General features: G+C 72.3%; 14 protein-coding genes. 4 read left to right on the top strand and 10 right to left on the bottom strand.

What is annotated here, in order from left to right; all coding sequences use genetic code 11:
• Positions 1 to 118 precede the first annotated feature (118 nt).
• Genes FS641_RS13780 through FS641_RS13800 form a run of 5 tightly spaced genes read right to left on the bottom strand, consistent with a single transcriptional unit; the run spans position 119 to position 6,672 of the window.
• Complete coding sequence (locus FS641_RS13780; protein ID WP_144764779.1) at positions 119 to 1,339, bottom strand: acyl-CoA dehydrogenase family protein; 1,221 nt, start codon at positions 1,337 to 1,339, stop codon at positions 119 to 121.
• Positions 1,336 to 3,126, bottom strand: coding sequence for an ABC transporter ATP-binding protein (locus FS641_RS13785; RefSeq protein WP_144764781.1), 1,791 nt, complete (start codon positions 3,124 to 3,126; stop codon positions 1,336 to 1,338). The genes FS641_RS13780 and FS641_RS13785 overlap by 4 nt, the downstream gene beginning before the upstream one ends.
• Positions 3,123 to 4,040, bottom strand: a complete 918-nt coding sequence (locus FS641_RS13790) for an ABC transporter permease (protein ID WP_144764783.1) — start codon at positions 4,038 to 4,040, stop codon at positions 3,123 to 3,125. Before FS641_RS13790 ends, FS641_RS13785 begins: the two co-directional genes overlap by 4 nt.
• Positions 4,037 to 4,975 (bottom strand): ABC transporter permease, encoded by a 939-nt coding sequence (locus tag FS641_RS13795; RefSeq protein WP_144764785.1) that lies wholly within the window; start codon positions 4,973 to 4,975, stop codon positions 4,037 to 4,039. The genes FS641_RS13790 and FS641_RS13795 overlap by 4 nt, the downstream gene beginning before the upstream one ends.
• The gene (locus FS641_RS13800) at positions 4,975 to 6,672 is read right to left on the bottom strand and encodes an ABC transporter substrate-binding protein (RefSeq protein WP_144764787.1); all 1,698 of its coding nucleotides are present in this window, start codon (positions 6,670 to 6,672) and stop codon (positions 4,975 to 4,977) included. The genes FS641_RS13795 and FS641_RS13800 overlap by 1 nt, the downstream gene beginning before the upstream one ends.
• A 192-nt stretch (positions 6,673 to 6,864) precedes the next feature.
• Here FS641_RS13800 and FS641_RS13805 point away from each other — a divergent pair, with 192 nt between their 5' ends.
• The gene (locus FS641_RS13805; protein WP_144764789.1) at positions 6,865 to 7,902 is read left to right on the top strand and encodes an aldo/keto reductase; all 1,038 of its coding nucleotides are present in this window, start codon (positions 6,865 to 6,867) and stop codon (positions 7,900 to 7,902) included.
• Between the two features lie 99 nt (positions 7,903 to 8,001).
• Here the strand turns inward: FS641_RS13805 and FS641_RS18160 are convergent, their stop codons facing one another.
• Together FS641_RS18160 and mgrA are read right to left on the bottom strand one after the other, a co-directional pair.
• Positions 8,002 to 8,166 (bottom strand): hypothetical protein, encoded by a 165-nt coding sequence (locus FS641_RS18160; protein ID WP_186317769.1) that lies wholly within the window; start codon positions 8,164 to 8,166, stop codon positions 8,002 to 8,004.
• Positions 8,167 to 8,261: 95 nt separating this feature from the next.
• Positions 8,262 to 9,305 carry an L-glyceraldehyde 3-phosphate reductase gene (gene mgrA / locus FS641_RS13810; protein WP_144764791.1) on the bottom strand — a complete coding sequence of 348 codons (1,044 nt, stop codon included), beginning with the start codon at positions 9,303 to 9,305 and terminating at the stop codon, positions 8,262 to 8,264.
• Positions 9,306 to 9,728: 423 nt separating this feature from the next.
• Here mgrA and soxR point away from each other — a divergent pair, with 423 nt between their 5' ends.
• Entirely contained in the window at positions 9,729 to 10,220 is a 492-nt protein-coding gene (gene soxR / locus FS641_RS13820; protein WP_144764793.1) for a redox-sensitive transcriptional activator SoxR, read from the top strand.
• On the opposite strand, the gene FS641_RS13825 is transcribed toward soxR, so the two are convergent.
• The gene (locus FS641_RS13825; protein WP_260855836.1) at positions 10,217 to 10,675 is read right to left on the bottom strand and encodes a MarR family winged helix-turn-helix transcriptional regulator; all 459 of its coding nucleotides are present in this window, start codon (positions 10,673 to 10,675) and stop codon (positions 10,217 to 10,219) included. The two genes, soxR and FS641_RS13825, sit on opposite strands and share 4 nt — an antisense overlap.
• 47 nt (positions 10,676 to 10,722) lie before the next feature.
• Between FS641_RS13825 and FS641_RS13830 the strand changes: the two genes are divergently transcribed.
• Complete coding sequence (locus FS641_RS13830; protein ID WP_260855837.1) at positions 10,723 to 11,988, top strand: multidrug effflux MFS transporter; 1,266 nt, start codon at positions 10,723 to 10,725, stop codon at positions 11,986 to 11,988.
• 94 nt (positions 11,989 to 12,082) lie between these two features.
• Here the strand turns inward: FS641_RS13830 and FS641_RS13835 are convergent, their stop codons facing one another.
• Positions 12,083 to 12,799, bottom strand: coding sequence for a phosphatase PAP2 family protein (locus FS641_RS13835; RefSeq protein ID WP_144764795.1), 717 nt, complete (start codon positions 12,797 to 12,799; stop codon positions 12,083 to 12,085).
• Between the two features lie 110 nt (positions 12,800 to 12,909).
• Here FS641_RS13835 and poxB point away from each other — a divergent pair, with 110 nt between their 5' ends.
• Entirely contained in the window at positions 12,910 to 14,634 is a 1,725-nt protein-coding gene (gene poxB / locus FS641_RS13840) for a ubiquinone-dependent pyruvate dehydrogenase (RefSeq protein ID WP_144764797.1), read from the top strand.
• Positions 14,635 to 14,674: 40 nt separating this feature from the next.
• On the opposite strand, the gene FS641_RS13845 is transcribed toward poxB, so the two are convergent.
• Positions 14,675 to 15,481 carry an SDR family NAD(P)-dependent oxidoreductase gene (locus FS641_RS13845; protein WP_144764799.1) on the bottom strand — a complete coding sequence of 269 codons (807 nt, stop codon included), beginning with the start codon at positions 15,479 to 15,481 and terminating at the stop codon, positions 14,675 to 14,677.
• Positions 15,482 to 15,536: the final 55 nt, after the last annotated feature.

Consider the following 15,536-nt stretch of genomic DNA (forward strand, 5'->3'; position numbering starts at 1 on the left):
CCTTCTCGGCCCGCGGTCGTGGTGCGGACCCATCGGGTGCCGCCGTTGTCCGTCGAGGTGCGACGGCCGGTAGATACACACTGCGTCCTCCGAGGCTACCAGCGGGCCCGGGTGCGCCTCAGCCGCGGCGGCCGGCCTCCCCCGTGGCCCAGAAGTACGTCAGTGGAGCGCCGTTCACCAGGTGGTCGCCGATCACCCGCTGCTGGAACACGACCGGGTTGTGCGACGACAGGGTCCTGGCGTTCCGCCAGTGCCGGTCGAGTGACCGGTCGCGGTCCGTCGCGCTCGCGCCGCCGACCTCGAACAGCGTCGTCGTCGCCCGCAGGACGACCTCGACGACGGTGCCCTGCACGGCGATCGTCCGGAGTTCGGCGGCGTCCACGAGGGCGTCGAGTCCGGCGCCGTCGGGACCGCCGACGATGCCGTCGTGTGCGCGGTCGATGGCCGCTGCGGCGTCCAGCACGAGGGCCTCCGCGGCGACGGCGTCGGCGGCGATCCGCCCGACGACGGCCTGCACGAGAGGGTCCGACGCCGCGGTGGCCCCGACGCCGTGCTGGTAGTGCCGGGTCCGGGAGCGCACGAAGTCCGCGGCGTCGCGGGCGGCTGCCGCGCCGACCCCGGCGAGCGACGCCAGCAGCACCGTCTGCAGGAACGCGGGGAGCACGGTGCGCCGTTCGGCACGCTCGGGGCGGAGCTGCCAGAGCTCGACGTGCACTCCGTCGAAGCGGGTCGTGCCGCTGCCGGTCAGGCGCTGCCCGAAGCCGTTCCAGTCGTCGCGCACCTCGACACCGGGGTCGTCGACCCGCACGGTGACCCCCACGGTGTGGCCGTCCGGGGTCAGTGCCGTGACGGTGGTCCAGTCCGCGAAGATCGTGCCGGTGCTGTAGTGCTTCTCGCCGTGCAGGCGCCAGCCGTCGCCGTCCGGGACGATGTGCGTCGCCAACGACCCGACGGCGGCTGTCGAGCGCTCGTGGCTGGCGTTGCCGAAGACCTCCCCGGCGGCGATCCGGGTGAACCACTCGTCGCGGCGGACGACGTCCGGGTCGAGCAGGAGTTCCTCGACGAACGCGAAGTGCGCACGGAGCAGCTGCGGGATGTTCGATTCGGCTTCGGCCAGGCGCACGAGCAGCGCGAACAGGTCGGTCGCCGACGCGCCGTCCCCACCGGAGGACACGGGCACCGTCACGGCCGTGAAGCCGGCGTCGGCCAACCACCGGACCTGCTCGTGCGGCAGGGTCCTGGTCTGCTCCCGCTCCACCGCTCCCGATGCGATCCGGTCGAACACCGGGGCGAAGCGCTCGAGCAGGGACGTGCGGGTGGGGAGTGTCGTGGTGGTCATGGTTCCTCCTGGTGGTTCCGGTGGACGCTGGTGCCGGGGACCGCGTCGAGCAGGCCCCGCGTGTACGGGTCGTGCGGGGAGCGGAAGACCCGGTCAGCCGGCCCCTCCTCGACGACGCGGCCGTCGCGCAGCACGAGCACGCGGTCGCTGACGTGGTGGATGACCCCGAGGTCGTGCGAGATGAAGAGCGTGGCGGTGCCGTACTCCTGCCGGATGTCGGCGAGCAGGTCGAGCACCTGGGCCTGGACCGACACGTCGAGCGCGCTGACCGCCTCGTCGAGGACGAGCACGTCGGGGTCGGTCGCGAGGGCCCTGGCGATCGCGACGCGCTGCCGCTGCCCACCCGACAGGGTCGCTGGGTGCCGCTCGGCGATCGCCGGTCCGAGCCCGACCCCCGTCAGCAGCTCCGCCACGCGTGCCCGGTCGCGGCCGCCGCGCGCGCTTCCGTGCTGAGCGGCACCTCGCGGGTCCGGCGACGCGTGATCTGTCGCTGCGCCCGAGGACCCGGTCGCCCGAGCGCCGCGTGCCGCACGGGCGCCGGTGAGCGCGGACCGGACGAGCTCCCCCACCGTCTTCCGGGGGTCGAACGACGACAGCGGGTCCTGTGACACCGTGGCGATGCGCGGGCGGTCACCGCGACGGGCCCGCTCGGACAGCGTCGACCACGGACGCCCCTCGAACGTGACCGTCCCCGACGAGGGCTGGGTCAGCGCGAGGGCGATCGCCGCCGTCGTGGACTTGCCGGAACCGGACTCCCCGACGATGCCGAGCGTCTCACCGGCACGGAGCTCGAACGACACGTCGTCGACGACCGTCCGGACGACGCGGTCCGGGCCCCGGTAGCGCTTGGTCACGTGCGACACGCTGAGCACGACCGAGCCGGCCTCGGGACGCGGACGCGCAGTCAGACGCGGGGCGAGCGCCGCCCGCGGGGCGTCGGACAGCCGCGCTCCCGGTGCGTGGGCGGACGGGATCGCCGCGAGCAGCCGCTTCGTGTACGGGTGCTGCGGGTCACCGAGCACCGCGCCGACCGGCCCCTGCTCGACGACCACGCCGTGCTGCATGACGACGACGTCGTCGGCGAGCTGTTCGACGACGCCGAGGTCGTGGCTGATGAGCACGAGCCCGGTGCCGCCCGCCCGGAGTTCGTCGAGGAGCGCGAGGATCTGCGCCTGCACGGTGGTGTCGAGCGCGGTCGTCGGCTCGTCGGCGATGAGCACGGCGGGGTCCAGGGCGATCGCGGCGGCGATGAGCGCGCGCTGCCGGAGGCCGCCAGAGAGCTCCGACGGCAGCTGCCGTGCCCGCAGCTCCGGCGCGGGGACCCCGACGCGCGACAGCAGCGCGAGCACCTGCCGCTCCCGCTCCGCCCGCGGGCCGACACCGTGCACCCGGAGGGCGTCCGCGACGGAGGCGCCGACCCTCCGGAGCGGGTCGAGCGAGACGAGGGCGTCCTGCAGGACGTAGCCGACCTCGCGGCCGCGCACGCTCCGCCACGCCCGGTCGGACAGGTCGCGCAGGTCGCGGCCGCCCAGCGAGAGCGTCGAAGCCGTGGTCGTCGACGTCGGTCCGTTCAGCCCGAGCAGCGACCGGGCGGTGACGCTCTTGCCGGAGCCGGACTCCCCGACGATCGCGACGCACCGGCCCGCGTCGAGCGTGAACGAGACACCATGCACGACGGTGCGGTCGCCGAAGGCGACGGTCAGGTCGCGGACCTCCGCGACGGGACCGACGCGACCACCGGGTGAGACGGTGGCGGTGGCGGACGTGGGCTGGGTCGACGGGGTCATCGCGGGCCTCCCGGCTGGGTCAGGGTCTGGACGGCACGACCGACGGCGGTCAGCGCCAACGCGAGCAGCACGATCACGGCGCCCGGCCAGAAGTCGAGCCACCAGGCCTGCTGCAGGTAGTTGCGGCCGGCGTTGAGCATCGCGCCCCACTCGGGTGCCGGCGGCTGCACGCCCATCCCGAGGAAGCCGAGCGCGGACGCCCAGACGATCGCCTGGCCGATGCCGAGCGTGACGAGCACGGTGAGCGGTCGGAACGCGTTCGGCAGCAGCGTGTGGAGGAGGACGTGGGCCGACGAGTGCCCGAACGCCCGCTCGGCCTGCACGTACGCGGCACCGCGGACGGCGAGCACCTGTCCGCGCACCATGCGCGCGTACCCGGGGACGGTGGCGATCCCGACCGCGAGGATCTGCGTCCCGGCGCTCGAGCCGAAGACGGCGATCAGGATGAGCGCGAGCAGGATCCCGGGGAAGGCGTAGAGCACCTCGATCACGCGGGTGACGACGGCGTCGACGGCCCGTCCGCCGAGTCCGCCGAGGACCCCGAGCAGCACCGCGCCGGCGAGCCCGAGGGCGGTCGCCCCCACGCCGATGAGCACCGACTGCCCGGCACCGTGCACGACACGCGCGTAGACGTCACGGCCGGACTGGTCGGTCCCGAACACGTGCTGTGCACTCGGTGCGTCGAAGCTCCTGGCCAGGTCGATGGCGAGCGGGTCCTGGGGTGCGAGCAGGGACGGCCAGAGGGCCGCCACCGCGACGAGCGCGATGAAGCCCGCGGCGACCCAGAACGACACCCGGCGCAACGGGTGGGAGGCACGGCGGACCCTGGTCCCGCCGGCTGCGGCGCGGAGCGGGGCCCGTTCCGGGGCGGTCGGTCCGCCGGCGACGGCGGCCGGGGTGGTCGCGGTGGTCATGCTGCGGCTCCGTTCGTGTGGCGCAGTCGCGGGTCGACCACGACGTACGCGATGTCGGTGAGGATGTTGGCCACGACGTAGACGAGGGCGACGACGAAGGTGATGCCGATGACGAGCGGCAGGTCCTGCGCGCTCACGGCGGTGACCAGGACCTGCCCGATGCCCTGGCGGGCGAAGACGACCTCGGCGATGACGGCACCGGAGACGAGCGAACCGAGACCCCAGCCGGAGAGCGTCACCCCGGGGAGCGCCGCGTGGCGGAGCACGTACTTCGCGCGGATCGCGTGCTCCGACAGGCCGCGGCTGCGGGCGGAGAGGACGAACGGCTGCTGCTGCCGGTCCTCGAACTCGTCGCGTGTGACCTGCCCGAGGAACCCGGCGAGCGGGATCGCCAGGGTCAGTGCCGGCAGGACGATCCCGAGCGGACCGGAGCCGATCACCGGGAACCAGTGCAGCTGCACGGCGAACACCAGGAGCAGCACGAGGCCGAGCCAGAACTGCGGGAGCCCCGCCGCGACGGTCTCGACCACGGAGCCGAGTCGGCCGACGATGCCGGGGCGACCGGCGGTGAGGAGCGTCGACGCGATCGAGAGCAGCCACGCGATGACGAGTGCGGACACCGTCAGCGCCAGGGTCGGGCCGATCTGCCCCGCGATGACGCTCGTGACGGACTGCTTCAGCGTGTAGGACTCCCCGAAGTCGAGCCGGAACAGCCCGCCGAGGAAGTCGCCGTACTGCGCGATGAGGGGTCGGTCGAAGCCGTACTGCTCGGTGACGGCGGCGACCGCCTCCTTCGTGGGGTGGGCTGCGGCGCCGCCGAGGATCGCGACGGCGGGGTCGCCCGGCACGGCGTGCTCGAGGAAGAACACGATCGTGCCGACGGCGAGGAGCAGGACCGCCGCCTCGACGATGCGTCGTGCGACTCGGATGACCATCACTTGCCTCCGTCGATCAGGTAGGCGTCGGCGAGGACGGGTTCGCCCTCGCTGGGTTCGATCCACACGCCGCCGACGCGGTCGGAGATGCCGAGGCGGGTCTGGATCGGGTAGAGCGGCAGCGTCCAGGCCTGCGACGACAGTCGCTTCTGGGCCGCCGAGTAGTCCTTCGCCTGCTCGGCCGGGTCGGTGGTCGCCGTGCCCGCGATGAGCAGCCGGTCGAGCTCGTCGTCGTACGCGAACGCCGAGTTCTGGCCGTTGTCGACGTCGTAGGTCGCCTTCGAGTACTTGATGTACATCACGTGCGGGGTCGGGCTGTTCCAGTAGTTCCCGAGCAGGTCGTACGCCTTCGGGTTGCCCCACACCGCGTTCATCGAGGACGAGTCGAGCGCCTGCAGCACGACCTTGATCCCGACGCGCTTCTCCATCGCCTGGATGTCCTGCAGGATCGTCAGGTCCGCCGGCGGGGTCTCCGCCGAGTCCGCGTTGTAGGGCAGCCGCACGGTGAGCGTCCTGCCGTCCTTCGTCCGGTAGCCGTCGGCGTCCCGTCCGGTCCACCCGGCCTCGTCGAGGAGCCGCTTCGCCTCGGCCGGGTCGTACGGGAAGGGCTCGTGGTACGCGGCGTCGTAGTGCGGTGTCCCCGAGGAGACGTTGTTGCCCTCGTACGGGAACACCCCGTTGTAGGCGCTCTCCACGGCGTGCTTCGCGTCCGAGGCGTGCACGAACGCCTTCCGCACCCGGATGTCGCTGAAGACCGTGCTCTTCGTGTTGATGTCGAGGCTGAACGGCGCTCCGGAGTGCACGAACGACTGCAGCTCGATCGAGGGGTCCGACTTCGCCAGGCCCTCGCTCTCCGGCGGGACGTTGAAGACGACGTCAGCTTCGCCCGAGCTGAGCGCGCCGTACCGGGTGGTGTTGTCCTTGAGGAACTTCCACGTGATGCCGTCGAGGTACGCGGGGCCCTGGTGCTCCGCATCAGCCGGGGCGCTGTTGTACGCGTCGTTCCGGACGAGCTCGACGTCCCGCTCGTGGTTCCACGCCGCCACCGTGAACGGCCCCGTCCCCACCGGCGACTCGCAGTTCGCGGCGAGCCCCCGCGCCATGGCCTTCGGCGACTCCATGCCGAAGAACGCCTGTGACAGCGCGGCGAGGAGCGGCGAGTACGGGCGCTTCAGGGTGATCCGCACGACGTGGTCGCTGATCGCGGTGGCCTTGTCGAAGTACCCGGTCAGGTAGAGCAGGTCCGTCGACGACTGCGTCGCGGGGTCGAGGATCTGCGTGAAGTTGTCCACCACCGCCTGGGCGTCGAACGGGGTGCCGTCCGTGAACCGCACGCCCTGCTTCAGGGTGAAGTCGTACTGCGTGCCGTCGGGCGAGATCGTCCAGCTCGTCGCGAGCCAGGGCTTCACCGAGCCGTCCTTCTGCAGGGACACGAGCGAGTCGAGGTACTGCCGGGCGATGTACGTCTGCGGCATGTCGCCGGAGTTGTGCGGGTCGAGGCACGTCGGCTCGCGGTCCGTGGCGTAGACGAGGGTGCCGCCGCGCACCGGACCGGAGGAGCGGGTCGCGGAGACGGCGCCGGACGAGCAGCCGGCCAGCAGCACCACGGCCGCGGAGGCAGCGGCGAGCGCCCCCGCGGCGCGGCGGCGGGTCGGGGACCGGCGGAGCGTCGGCTGCGCGGTGTCGGAACGGGTCATGTCGAGGACCGTAGGCAGCTGCCCCGGGCCCGGTCGAGCGCGGTGTCTTCCACCGCAACGCACCGTCACGCGGCGTCCCCGACCGTGGTCGGCGACGTCACGGTTCGTCACGTCGCGCCCCGGTCGGCCGCGGCTCGTCACGGTTCGTCACCGGGGGCACCGCGGGTCGGCAGCCGCCCTATCGTGTCGGCCATGGAGCGGCGGACCATGGGGCGGACGGGGGAGCCCGTCAGTGCGCTGACACTCGGCACGCGGGCGCTCGCAGGTGTCGCCGCGCGGGACGTCGACGCCGCCGTGGACCTGGTGCTCGACGCCCTCGACCGCGGCGTCACCGCGGTCGACGTCTCCGACGCGCACGGCCCGGGGCTCGCGGAGTCCGTGGTCGGTGCGGCGCTCGCCGGGCGTCGCGAGGACGTCTTCGTCTCGGTGCGCTTCGGCGACGCCGTCGACGACGACCCGGCACATCGCGGATCGGGCCGTCGGTGGATGTTCCGCGCGGTCGAGCGCAGTCTGGAGCGTCTCGGGACCGACGTCATCGACCTGTACCACCCGGCGCGACCGGACCCGGCGACCTCGCTCGACGAGACCCTCGACGCGCTGGCCGACCTCGTCGCGCAGGGCAAGATCCGGGCGTTCGGGATCCCGGGCTTCCCCGCCGAGGAACTCGTCGAGGCGCAGTGGCTCCGTTCCGGGACGAAGAGCGCGACGGCGACGCACGTGCCGTACTCGATGCTGACCAGGACGGCGGAGCGGACCGTGCTGCCCGTCGCCCGACGCTTCGGCCTCGGGGTGCTCGCCGGTGCGCCGCTCGCTGGCGGGTGGCTCGCGGGGGCCTACCGCGACGGCACCGTGCAGCCGCGGTCACCGAGCACCGTGGCGCAGCCGGAGGTCTACGACATCGGCTCTCCGCAGAACCGGCGGAAGACCGTCGTCACGGACCGCCTCGGGCGCCTGGCCGACGAGGCCGGGCTGACGCTCCTCGAGCTCGCCGTGGGGTTCGCGCTGACGCATCCAGACGTCGCGTCGGTGGTGATCGGCCCGCGCACCGTCTCGCACGTGGACGCGTACGTCCAGGCAGCCGAGGTGGTCCTCGACGACGACGTCCTCGACGCGGTGGACGCGCTCGTGCCGCCCGGGACGCACGTCCTCGAGGCGGACACCGGGTCACCGTTGCCGGCGCTGACCCGCGAGCGGCTCCGTGGCCGGGTCACGGCACCGGCGCGCGCCTGAACGGCGCCGGGGACGGACGGGAGGCCCGGTGCCAGCTGGCACCGGGCCTCCCGTCCGTCCCGTGGTCGCGTCTGCGGTCGGTGTCGGCCGCTCGTCGTCTCAGCGGTAGGCGACCGTCGCGATGGTCGCGTGGGCGGCCATGACCGGGACCGCGGCCGCGTGCGGGAGTCGGGCGGCCGCCCGCTCGAGGGCCCCGAGCACCGTGTCGAACGGCAGCGCAGCGGCGGTGCGCGGGGCGGTGGTGCTCGCGGCGACGGCGGTCATGGTGTGCTCCTCGGGTCCGAGCGGTGCCTGTTCACCGCCCAGTACGCAACATATTGCATGCCATATCGCATGTCAACCGCGATGCCTATGACCGCTCAGGAGACCGCGCCGGAACGGGCTCCCGCCCAGAGGTCGACGTCGGCGATGCCGACCGAGTGCTCGTCGATCGTGCGGAGCTCGTCGTCCGTGAAGGTGCGGTTCCCGAGTGCTGCGACGTTGTCCTCGAGCTGCGACACCCGCGAGGCGCCGATCACCAGCGACGTGACCCGCTCGTCGCGGAGCGCCCACGCGAGTGCGAGCTGCGCGAGCGACTGACCGCGTGCCTCGGCGACGGCGTTCAGCGCGCGCAGGTGGTCGACGACCTCCGGCGTGATGCTGTCGGCGTCGAGGGACTTCCCCGCCGCCGCCCGGGAGTCGGCGGGCACGCCGTCGAGGTACCGGCCGGTGAGCAGCCCCTGCGCCAGGGCCGTGAAGCCGATCACGCCGAAGCCGAGCTCGCCGGCGGCGTCGAGGAGCCCCTCGGTCTCGATCCAGCGGTTGAGCATCGAGTACGAGGGCTGGTGGATGAGCAGCGGGGTGCCGAGGTCGCGGAGGATCTCCACCGCCTGGCGGCTGCGCTCGGCGTCGTACGACGAGATCCCGACGTACAGCGCCTTGCCCTGCTGGACGGCGGTGTGCAGTGCGCCCATCGTCTCCTCGAGGGGCTTCGACGCGTCGAGGCGGTGGGAGTAGAAGACGTCGACGTAGTCGAGGCCCATGCGGGTCAGCGACTGGTCGAGGGACGCGAGCACGTACTTCCGGGAGCCGCCGCCCTGACCGTACGGGCCCGGCCACATGTCCCAACCGGCCTTGGTCGAGATGACCATCTCGTCGCGGTACGGGGCGAAGTCCTCCCGCATGAGCCGGCCGAAGTTGCGCTCGGCGGCTCCGTAGGGCGGCCCGTAGTTGTTCGCGAGGTCGTGGTGGGTGATGCCGAGGTCGAACGCCCGGCGGCTGATCGCACGCTGCGTCTCGAAGGGCACGTCGTCGCCGAAGTTGTGCCAGTACCCCAGGGAGAGCAGCGGCAGGTCGAGGCCGGAGTGGCCGGTCCGTCGGTACGTCATCGAGTCGTAGCGGTCGTCGCTGGCGATGTAGGTCATGCACCGAGCCTGGCACGGGGTGCCGGGGGGGCGTCGATCCGCGGGTCTGCGACGACGGCCGGGTACGGTTCTGGGACGACCGCGCTCCGGAGGGCCGCCCCGTGACCGCCGCTGGTGCCGCCCTGGTGCCGGCGCTGGTCTTCCTGCTGCCGTACGTGCTCTGTCGCCGCCACGACCCGCGGATGCTCCGGAACGGCGTGTTCCTCACCGCCGCGATCCTGTTCGGTGCGGCGGCCGTGGTCTCCGTCCTGACCGCGGCGGTGCCGGGTTCCGGCATCCTGGTCGGGCTGGTGGTGCTGTTCGCCCTGTCGACCGGACCCGACCAGACCCCGCTCGGGACGGTGACCGTCGCGGCGGTCGTCCTGGGCTCCTGCTCTGGGAGTCGTTCCAGCAGCGGTGAGGCCGCTCGCTACGATCTCCACCATGGTCGAGATCCCGCAGCCCAGGCCGACCGACCTGCTGACGATCGGCGAGGTCGTCGCGCGGACGGGCGTCGCCGCGTCGGCGCTGCACTTCTACGAGCGCAAGGGGCTCATCCGCCCCGAACGGACCGACGGCGGCACGCGGCTGTACCCGCGGCACATGGAGCGGCGGATCGCCATCATCCAGGTCGCCAAGCGGCTCGGCATCCCCCTGAGCGAGGTCGCCGACCAGTTCGCGACCCTGCCCGAGGACCGGATGCCCTCGCTTCGGGACTGGGCCCGACTGAACGAGCGCTGGCGGGCACGACTCCGTGCCCGGCAGCTCGAGCTCGCGCGGCTGCAGGAGGAGATGACCCAGTGCATCGGGTGCGGGTGCGTCTCGCTCAACGCCTGCCTGGTCGTCAACCCAGGGGACGCGCTGAGCTCCGAGGGACACGGCGCCCGTCGGCTGCTGCCGATCGAGGACGACGAGGGCGCGGAGGGCGCGGCCTAGGACCCGGCCGGTCGGAGCCCGTCGTCGAACCGCGTCAGCAGCGCGACGGCGTCCGTCACCCGGGCGGGGTCGTCCGTCGTCGCGTCGCCCAGTGCCGCACGGAGCTTGCCGGCCCAGTGCGCGCGCAGGACCCGGATGTTGACCGCCGCCTGCTCGGTGGCGAACAGCTGCACGAGTCGGGCATCGCGAGGGTCGGCACGGCGGTCCACCATGCCCTTCGCGACGAGCGACCGGAGCGCGGCGCTGAGGTTGCTCCGCTGCAGTGCCGTCGCCTCGGCCGTGGCGCTCGGTGACGTGCCCGGGTGCAGGTCGACCCAGCGCAGGACGATGACCTCGGTCCCGGTGAGCGGCACGACGTCGAGGGCCGAGCTGCCGTTCGGGTCGATCTCGCGCGAGACCCGGAGCACGAGGTCCGCGAGGTCGGCGAGCGCCTCGTCGGTCACCGCGGAGTCCATGCCTGCACTGTAGCGCCGACCGACAATGGTTATGGAACCATAACTCGATGAGTTATGGTTTCAGCATCATGACCACGGACACCGGCAGCATCCGCGCGGACATCGCGACACCCACGACCCGACAGCAGGGCATCACCACCGCCCTGCTGCTCGTGCTCGGCCTGCTCAGCGCCGTGGCGCCCTTCGCCACCGACCTGTACCTGCCGGCCTTCCCCGAGATGACGACCGAGCTGCAGACCTCGGCGACGACCGTGCAGCTCACCCTCACCGCGTTCCTGGTCGGTGTGACCGTCGGCCAGCTCGTCTTCGGGCCGCTCTCCGACCGCTTCGGCCGTGTCCCGCCGCTCGTCGCCGGGGCTGTGCTGTGCGTCCTCGCGAGCGCGGCGGCGGTCTTCGCGCCGAGCATCGGTGTGCTCATCGCCGCCCGACTGCTGCAGGGGCTCGGTGGTGCGGCCGGCATGGTCATCAGCCGTGCGGTCATCTCCGACCTGGCGACCGGCAAGCCCGCGGCCCGGGCGTTCTCGCTCATGATGATCGTCGGCGGCGTCGCCCCGGTCGTCGCTCCGCTGCTCGGCGGACTGCTCACCGGCCCGATCGGCTGGCGCGGGCTGCTCACCATCGTGCTCGGCCTGTCGGTCGTCATGCTCGTGGCGGTGCTGGCCGTGGTCCGCGAGACCCACCTGCGCTCGCGCCGTGACGAGCTCCGCGCCGAACGCCGGGCGACGGGGTCGCCGCTGCGGGCGCTGCGCTCGCGCACGTTCCTCGGCTACACGGCGGTGTTCGGCTTCGCGTTCGCGGTGATGATGGCGTACATCTCGGCATCGCCGTTCCTGTACCAGGAGATGATCGGCTTCGGCACGGTCGAGTACGGGATCGCGTTCGGCATCAACGCCCTGGCGCTCATGGGCGTCAGCATCCTGTCCGCCAAGCTGACCGAGCGGCACTCCGTGCGGGGTGTGCTGTCGCTCGGCATCGTGCTCGTGCTCGCGTCGACGGTGGCCTTCGCCGTGCTCGTCGCCACCAGCGCTCCCGTGATCGCCCTGGCCGTGCCGCTCTTCACCGCGGTCGGCAGCCTCGGGCTGGTGCTCGGCAACGCGACGGCGTTGGCGCTCGGAGCCGTGCCGTCCGCGGCGGGCAGTGCGTCGGCGGTGCTCGGCGCGCTGCAGTTCGGCCTCGCGGCGCTGGTGTCCCCGCTGGTGAGCATCGGTGGGTCCACGACGGCCGCTCCGCTGGCGATCGTGATGCTCGCCGCCGCGGTCGTCGCGGTCATCGCGCTGCTGGCCGCGCGTGGCAGGACCGTGCGCCCGGCCTGAGCTGCGCCGGGAGACCGGCGTTCGACAGTCGCACCGCGGACCTCCGCGGCGTCACTGCGGACGCCGATGTCGTGCCGCCTCGCCTGCGCCCGGCTCAGCGCGCGACGGGCCTCGCCGGACGCAGCACCGGCAGCCGCGGCATCAGCCAGTCGACCCACACGAGCCGGGCGGCCGGCGCCACGGCGAGCGCCCACGCCACCGAGGCCAGCGCGTCGGTCGGGTAGTGCACCGCGTCGATCGTCACCGAGAACCACACGACGACGACGGCCACGGTCCCCACGACGACGGCCACCCCGTGCCACCGGGTGTCGCGCAGCACCCAGCAGAGCGCGATGGTGAACGCCACCATGAACACGGTGTGCCCGCTCGGGTAGCCCGGGTCCGGCTGCACGGGGAACGGGTGCGGCAGCACGCTGACGTCGGGCCGGGCGCGGTGCACGAGCTCCTTGACGATCGCCGACGGCACCCAGGTGATCGCGACCACCCCGGCGAACGCCGCCGCCGGTCGGATGTTCCGCTGCGCCGCCCAGATCACCCCGGTGACCACGACGGTGACGATGATCGCCGGCACGGGGCTGATCGCGTGGTAGACGCCGTCCGTGAACGCCCGGAGCGCTCCGGTGTGCAGCTCGTTGAGGGCCTTCGCGAGACCGATGTCGACGGTGCCGAGGAAGAACCCGACGACGGTCAGGACCACCACCGCCCCGATGCCGATCGTGAGCGTCGAGAGCGGGTACGCGGACCGGACGAGGATGCCGTTCGCGTCAGGCTCTCGTTTGCGTGGGCGGAGCGGCGGCACGTCGTCGATCATCCGACCATCGTCGCAGTCCGAGCGGCGAACCCACGGCACGGTCCGATCAGAGAACACACAGGAGCGCGGCACCGACTAGACCGGGAAGGGTCCACCACGAGAGGAACCGCATGCCCACCGTCGCCGAGACCATCGTCGCCACGCTCCGCGAGAACGACGTCCACCGCGTGTACGGCCTGCCCGGGGACTCACTGAACGGCTTCACCGACGCCCTCCGCAAGGACGGCACGATCAGTTGGGAGCACGTCCGCCACGAGGAGGCGGCCGCGTTCGCCGCGGCGGCCGAAGCCGACCTGACCGGGGAGATCGCGGTGTGCGCGGGCAGCTGCGGACCGGGCAACCTGCACCTGGTCAACGGGCTCTACGACGCGAACCGCTCCCGTGTGCCCGTCCTCGCGATCGCCGCGCACATCCCGACGGCGGAGATCGGCACCGGGTACTTCCAGGAGACCCACCCGCAGGAGCTGTTCCGCGAGTGCTCCGTCTACGTCGAGTACGTCGCGGACCCGGTCCAGATGCCCCGCCTGCTCGAGATCGCGATCCGCGAGGCCGTCGAGAAGCGCGGCGTCGCCGTGCTCGTCATCCCCGGCGACGTCCTGCTCGCGGACGCGAAGGACGACCGCGCGGTCCGCATCGACCGCGCAGAACCGCGCATCACCCCCTCGGACGCCGAGCTCCAGCGCACGGCCGACCTGCTGAACGGCGCCGACACGGTGACGATCCTCGCCGGTGCCGGGGTCGCGGGCGCCCATGACGAGGTCGTCGCCCTCGCGGAACGCCTGCAGGCGCCGATCGTGCACGCCCTGCGCGGCAAGGAGCACATCGAGTGGGACAACCCCTACGACGTCGGGATGACCGGCCTGCTCGGGTTCGCGTCGGGCTACCGCGCGATGGAGGACGCCGACGTCGTCCTCATGCTCGGCACCGACTTCCCCTACCCGCAGTTCTTCCCCGCGAAGGCGAAGCACGTACAGGTCGACATCCGCGGCGAACAGCTCGGCAAGCGGCACCCGGTCGACATCGGACTGGTCGGCACCGTCAAGGACACCGTCCTCGGACTCCTGCCACTGCTGACCGCGTCGAAGCCGGCACACCACCTGCAGGACGCCCGCAAGCACTACCGGAAGACCCGGGAGAAGCTCGACGACCTGGCCGTTCCCGCGGGGAAGCACAAGCCCCTGCACCCCCAGTACGTCGCCAGGGTCCTCGACCAGCTCGCCGACGACGACGCCGTGTTCATCCCCGACGTCGGCTCCCCCGTCGTGTGGGCGTCGCGCTACCTGACGATGAACGGCAAGCGTCGGCTGATCGGGTCGTTCTGGCACGGCTCGATGGCGAACGCGATGCCGCAGGCGATCGGCGCGCAGACCGCGTTCCCGGACCGGCAGGTCATCGCCATGGCGGGTGACGGAGGGCTGACGATGCTGCTCGGAGAACTCGTCACGATCGTGCAGAACAAGCTGCCGGTGAAGATCGTCGTGTTCGACAACTCGTCGCTGAACTTCGTCGAGCTGGAGATGAAGGCAGCCGGATTCGTGAACTTCGGCACCGAGCTGACGAACCCCGACTTCGCCGCGGTGGCGGAGGCGATCGGGCTGAAGGGCTTCCGGGTCGACGAATCCGACCAGTTGGAGGATGCGCTCGCCGCCGCGCTCGCACACGACGGGCCGGCCCTGGTCTCCGTCAAGGCGAACCGGCAGGAGCTGTCGATGCCGCCGGCGGTCACGCTGGAGCAGGCGAAGGGGTTCACGCTCTACGCGATCCGCACCGTCCTCAGCGGACGCGGCGACGAGCTGCTCGACCTGGCGTCGACCAACTTCCGCCAGTTCATCTGACGCGGGCCTGGGGCCGGAGACCCTGCCCCAGGCGGACGCGTCACGCGCCGGCACCGCCGTCGACGGGGATCATCGTGCCGGTCACCATCGCGGCACGGTCGCTCAGGAGCCACGCGGCGACCTCGGCGACCTCCTCGGGCTCCGCCATCCGCCCGAGCGGGATCGAGGCGTTGACCTGCTCGATGATGCCCGGGGTCGCCGCCTCCCAGGCGTCGATCATCTCCGTGGCGGTGCCACCCGGGGTGATCCCGTTCACCCGGATGCGGTCGGACGCCCAGGTCACGGCTGCGGTCTCGGTGATGCTGTTGAGCGCCCGCTTCATGGCGCCGTACGCGGGGAGTGCCGGGTTCGCGCGTCGGCTGCCGATGCTCGAGGTGTTCACGATGGCTCCGGCACCCGTCCGGCGCATCAGGGCTGCCTCCGCGGTCATCGCGACCCAGTGGCCGCGGAAGTTCACGGCGAACTGCGCGTCGATGTCCTCGTCGCTCGTGGTGTCGAGCGGCCCGGGGTGCTGGATCGTCGCACCGTTGTTGAACGCACCGTCGAGCCGTCCGTGGAGGTCGTCGACACGTGCGACGGCAGCGCGGATGCTCTCCGGGTCGGCGAGGTCGAGCGGGACGGCGTCGGCGACCCCGCCGTCGGCGCGGACCTGGTCGACGACGGTCTCGAGCGCGGTGGTGTTCCGGGCGGCGAGCACGACGGCCGCACCTTCCCGGGCGAAGAGCCGTGCCGCTGCGGCTCCGATGCCGCGGCTGGCGCCGGTGACGAACACGACCTTCCCGGTGAGCAGGCCGATCGGAGCGGTCGTGGACGTGTCGGAGGTGAACTGGATGCTGTGTTCGGTCATGGCGTCAGCGTCATCGCCGTGGATCGGCGGAACCAGGTACGACCGGTACCACGAC

It is taken from the genome of Curtobacterium sp. 9128 (assembly GCF_007673775.1).
In the GTDB taxonomy this organism is placed as follows: domain Bacteria; phylum Actinomycetota; class Actinomycetes; order Actinomycetales; family Microbacteriaceae; genus Curtobacterium.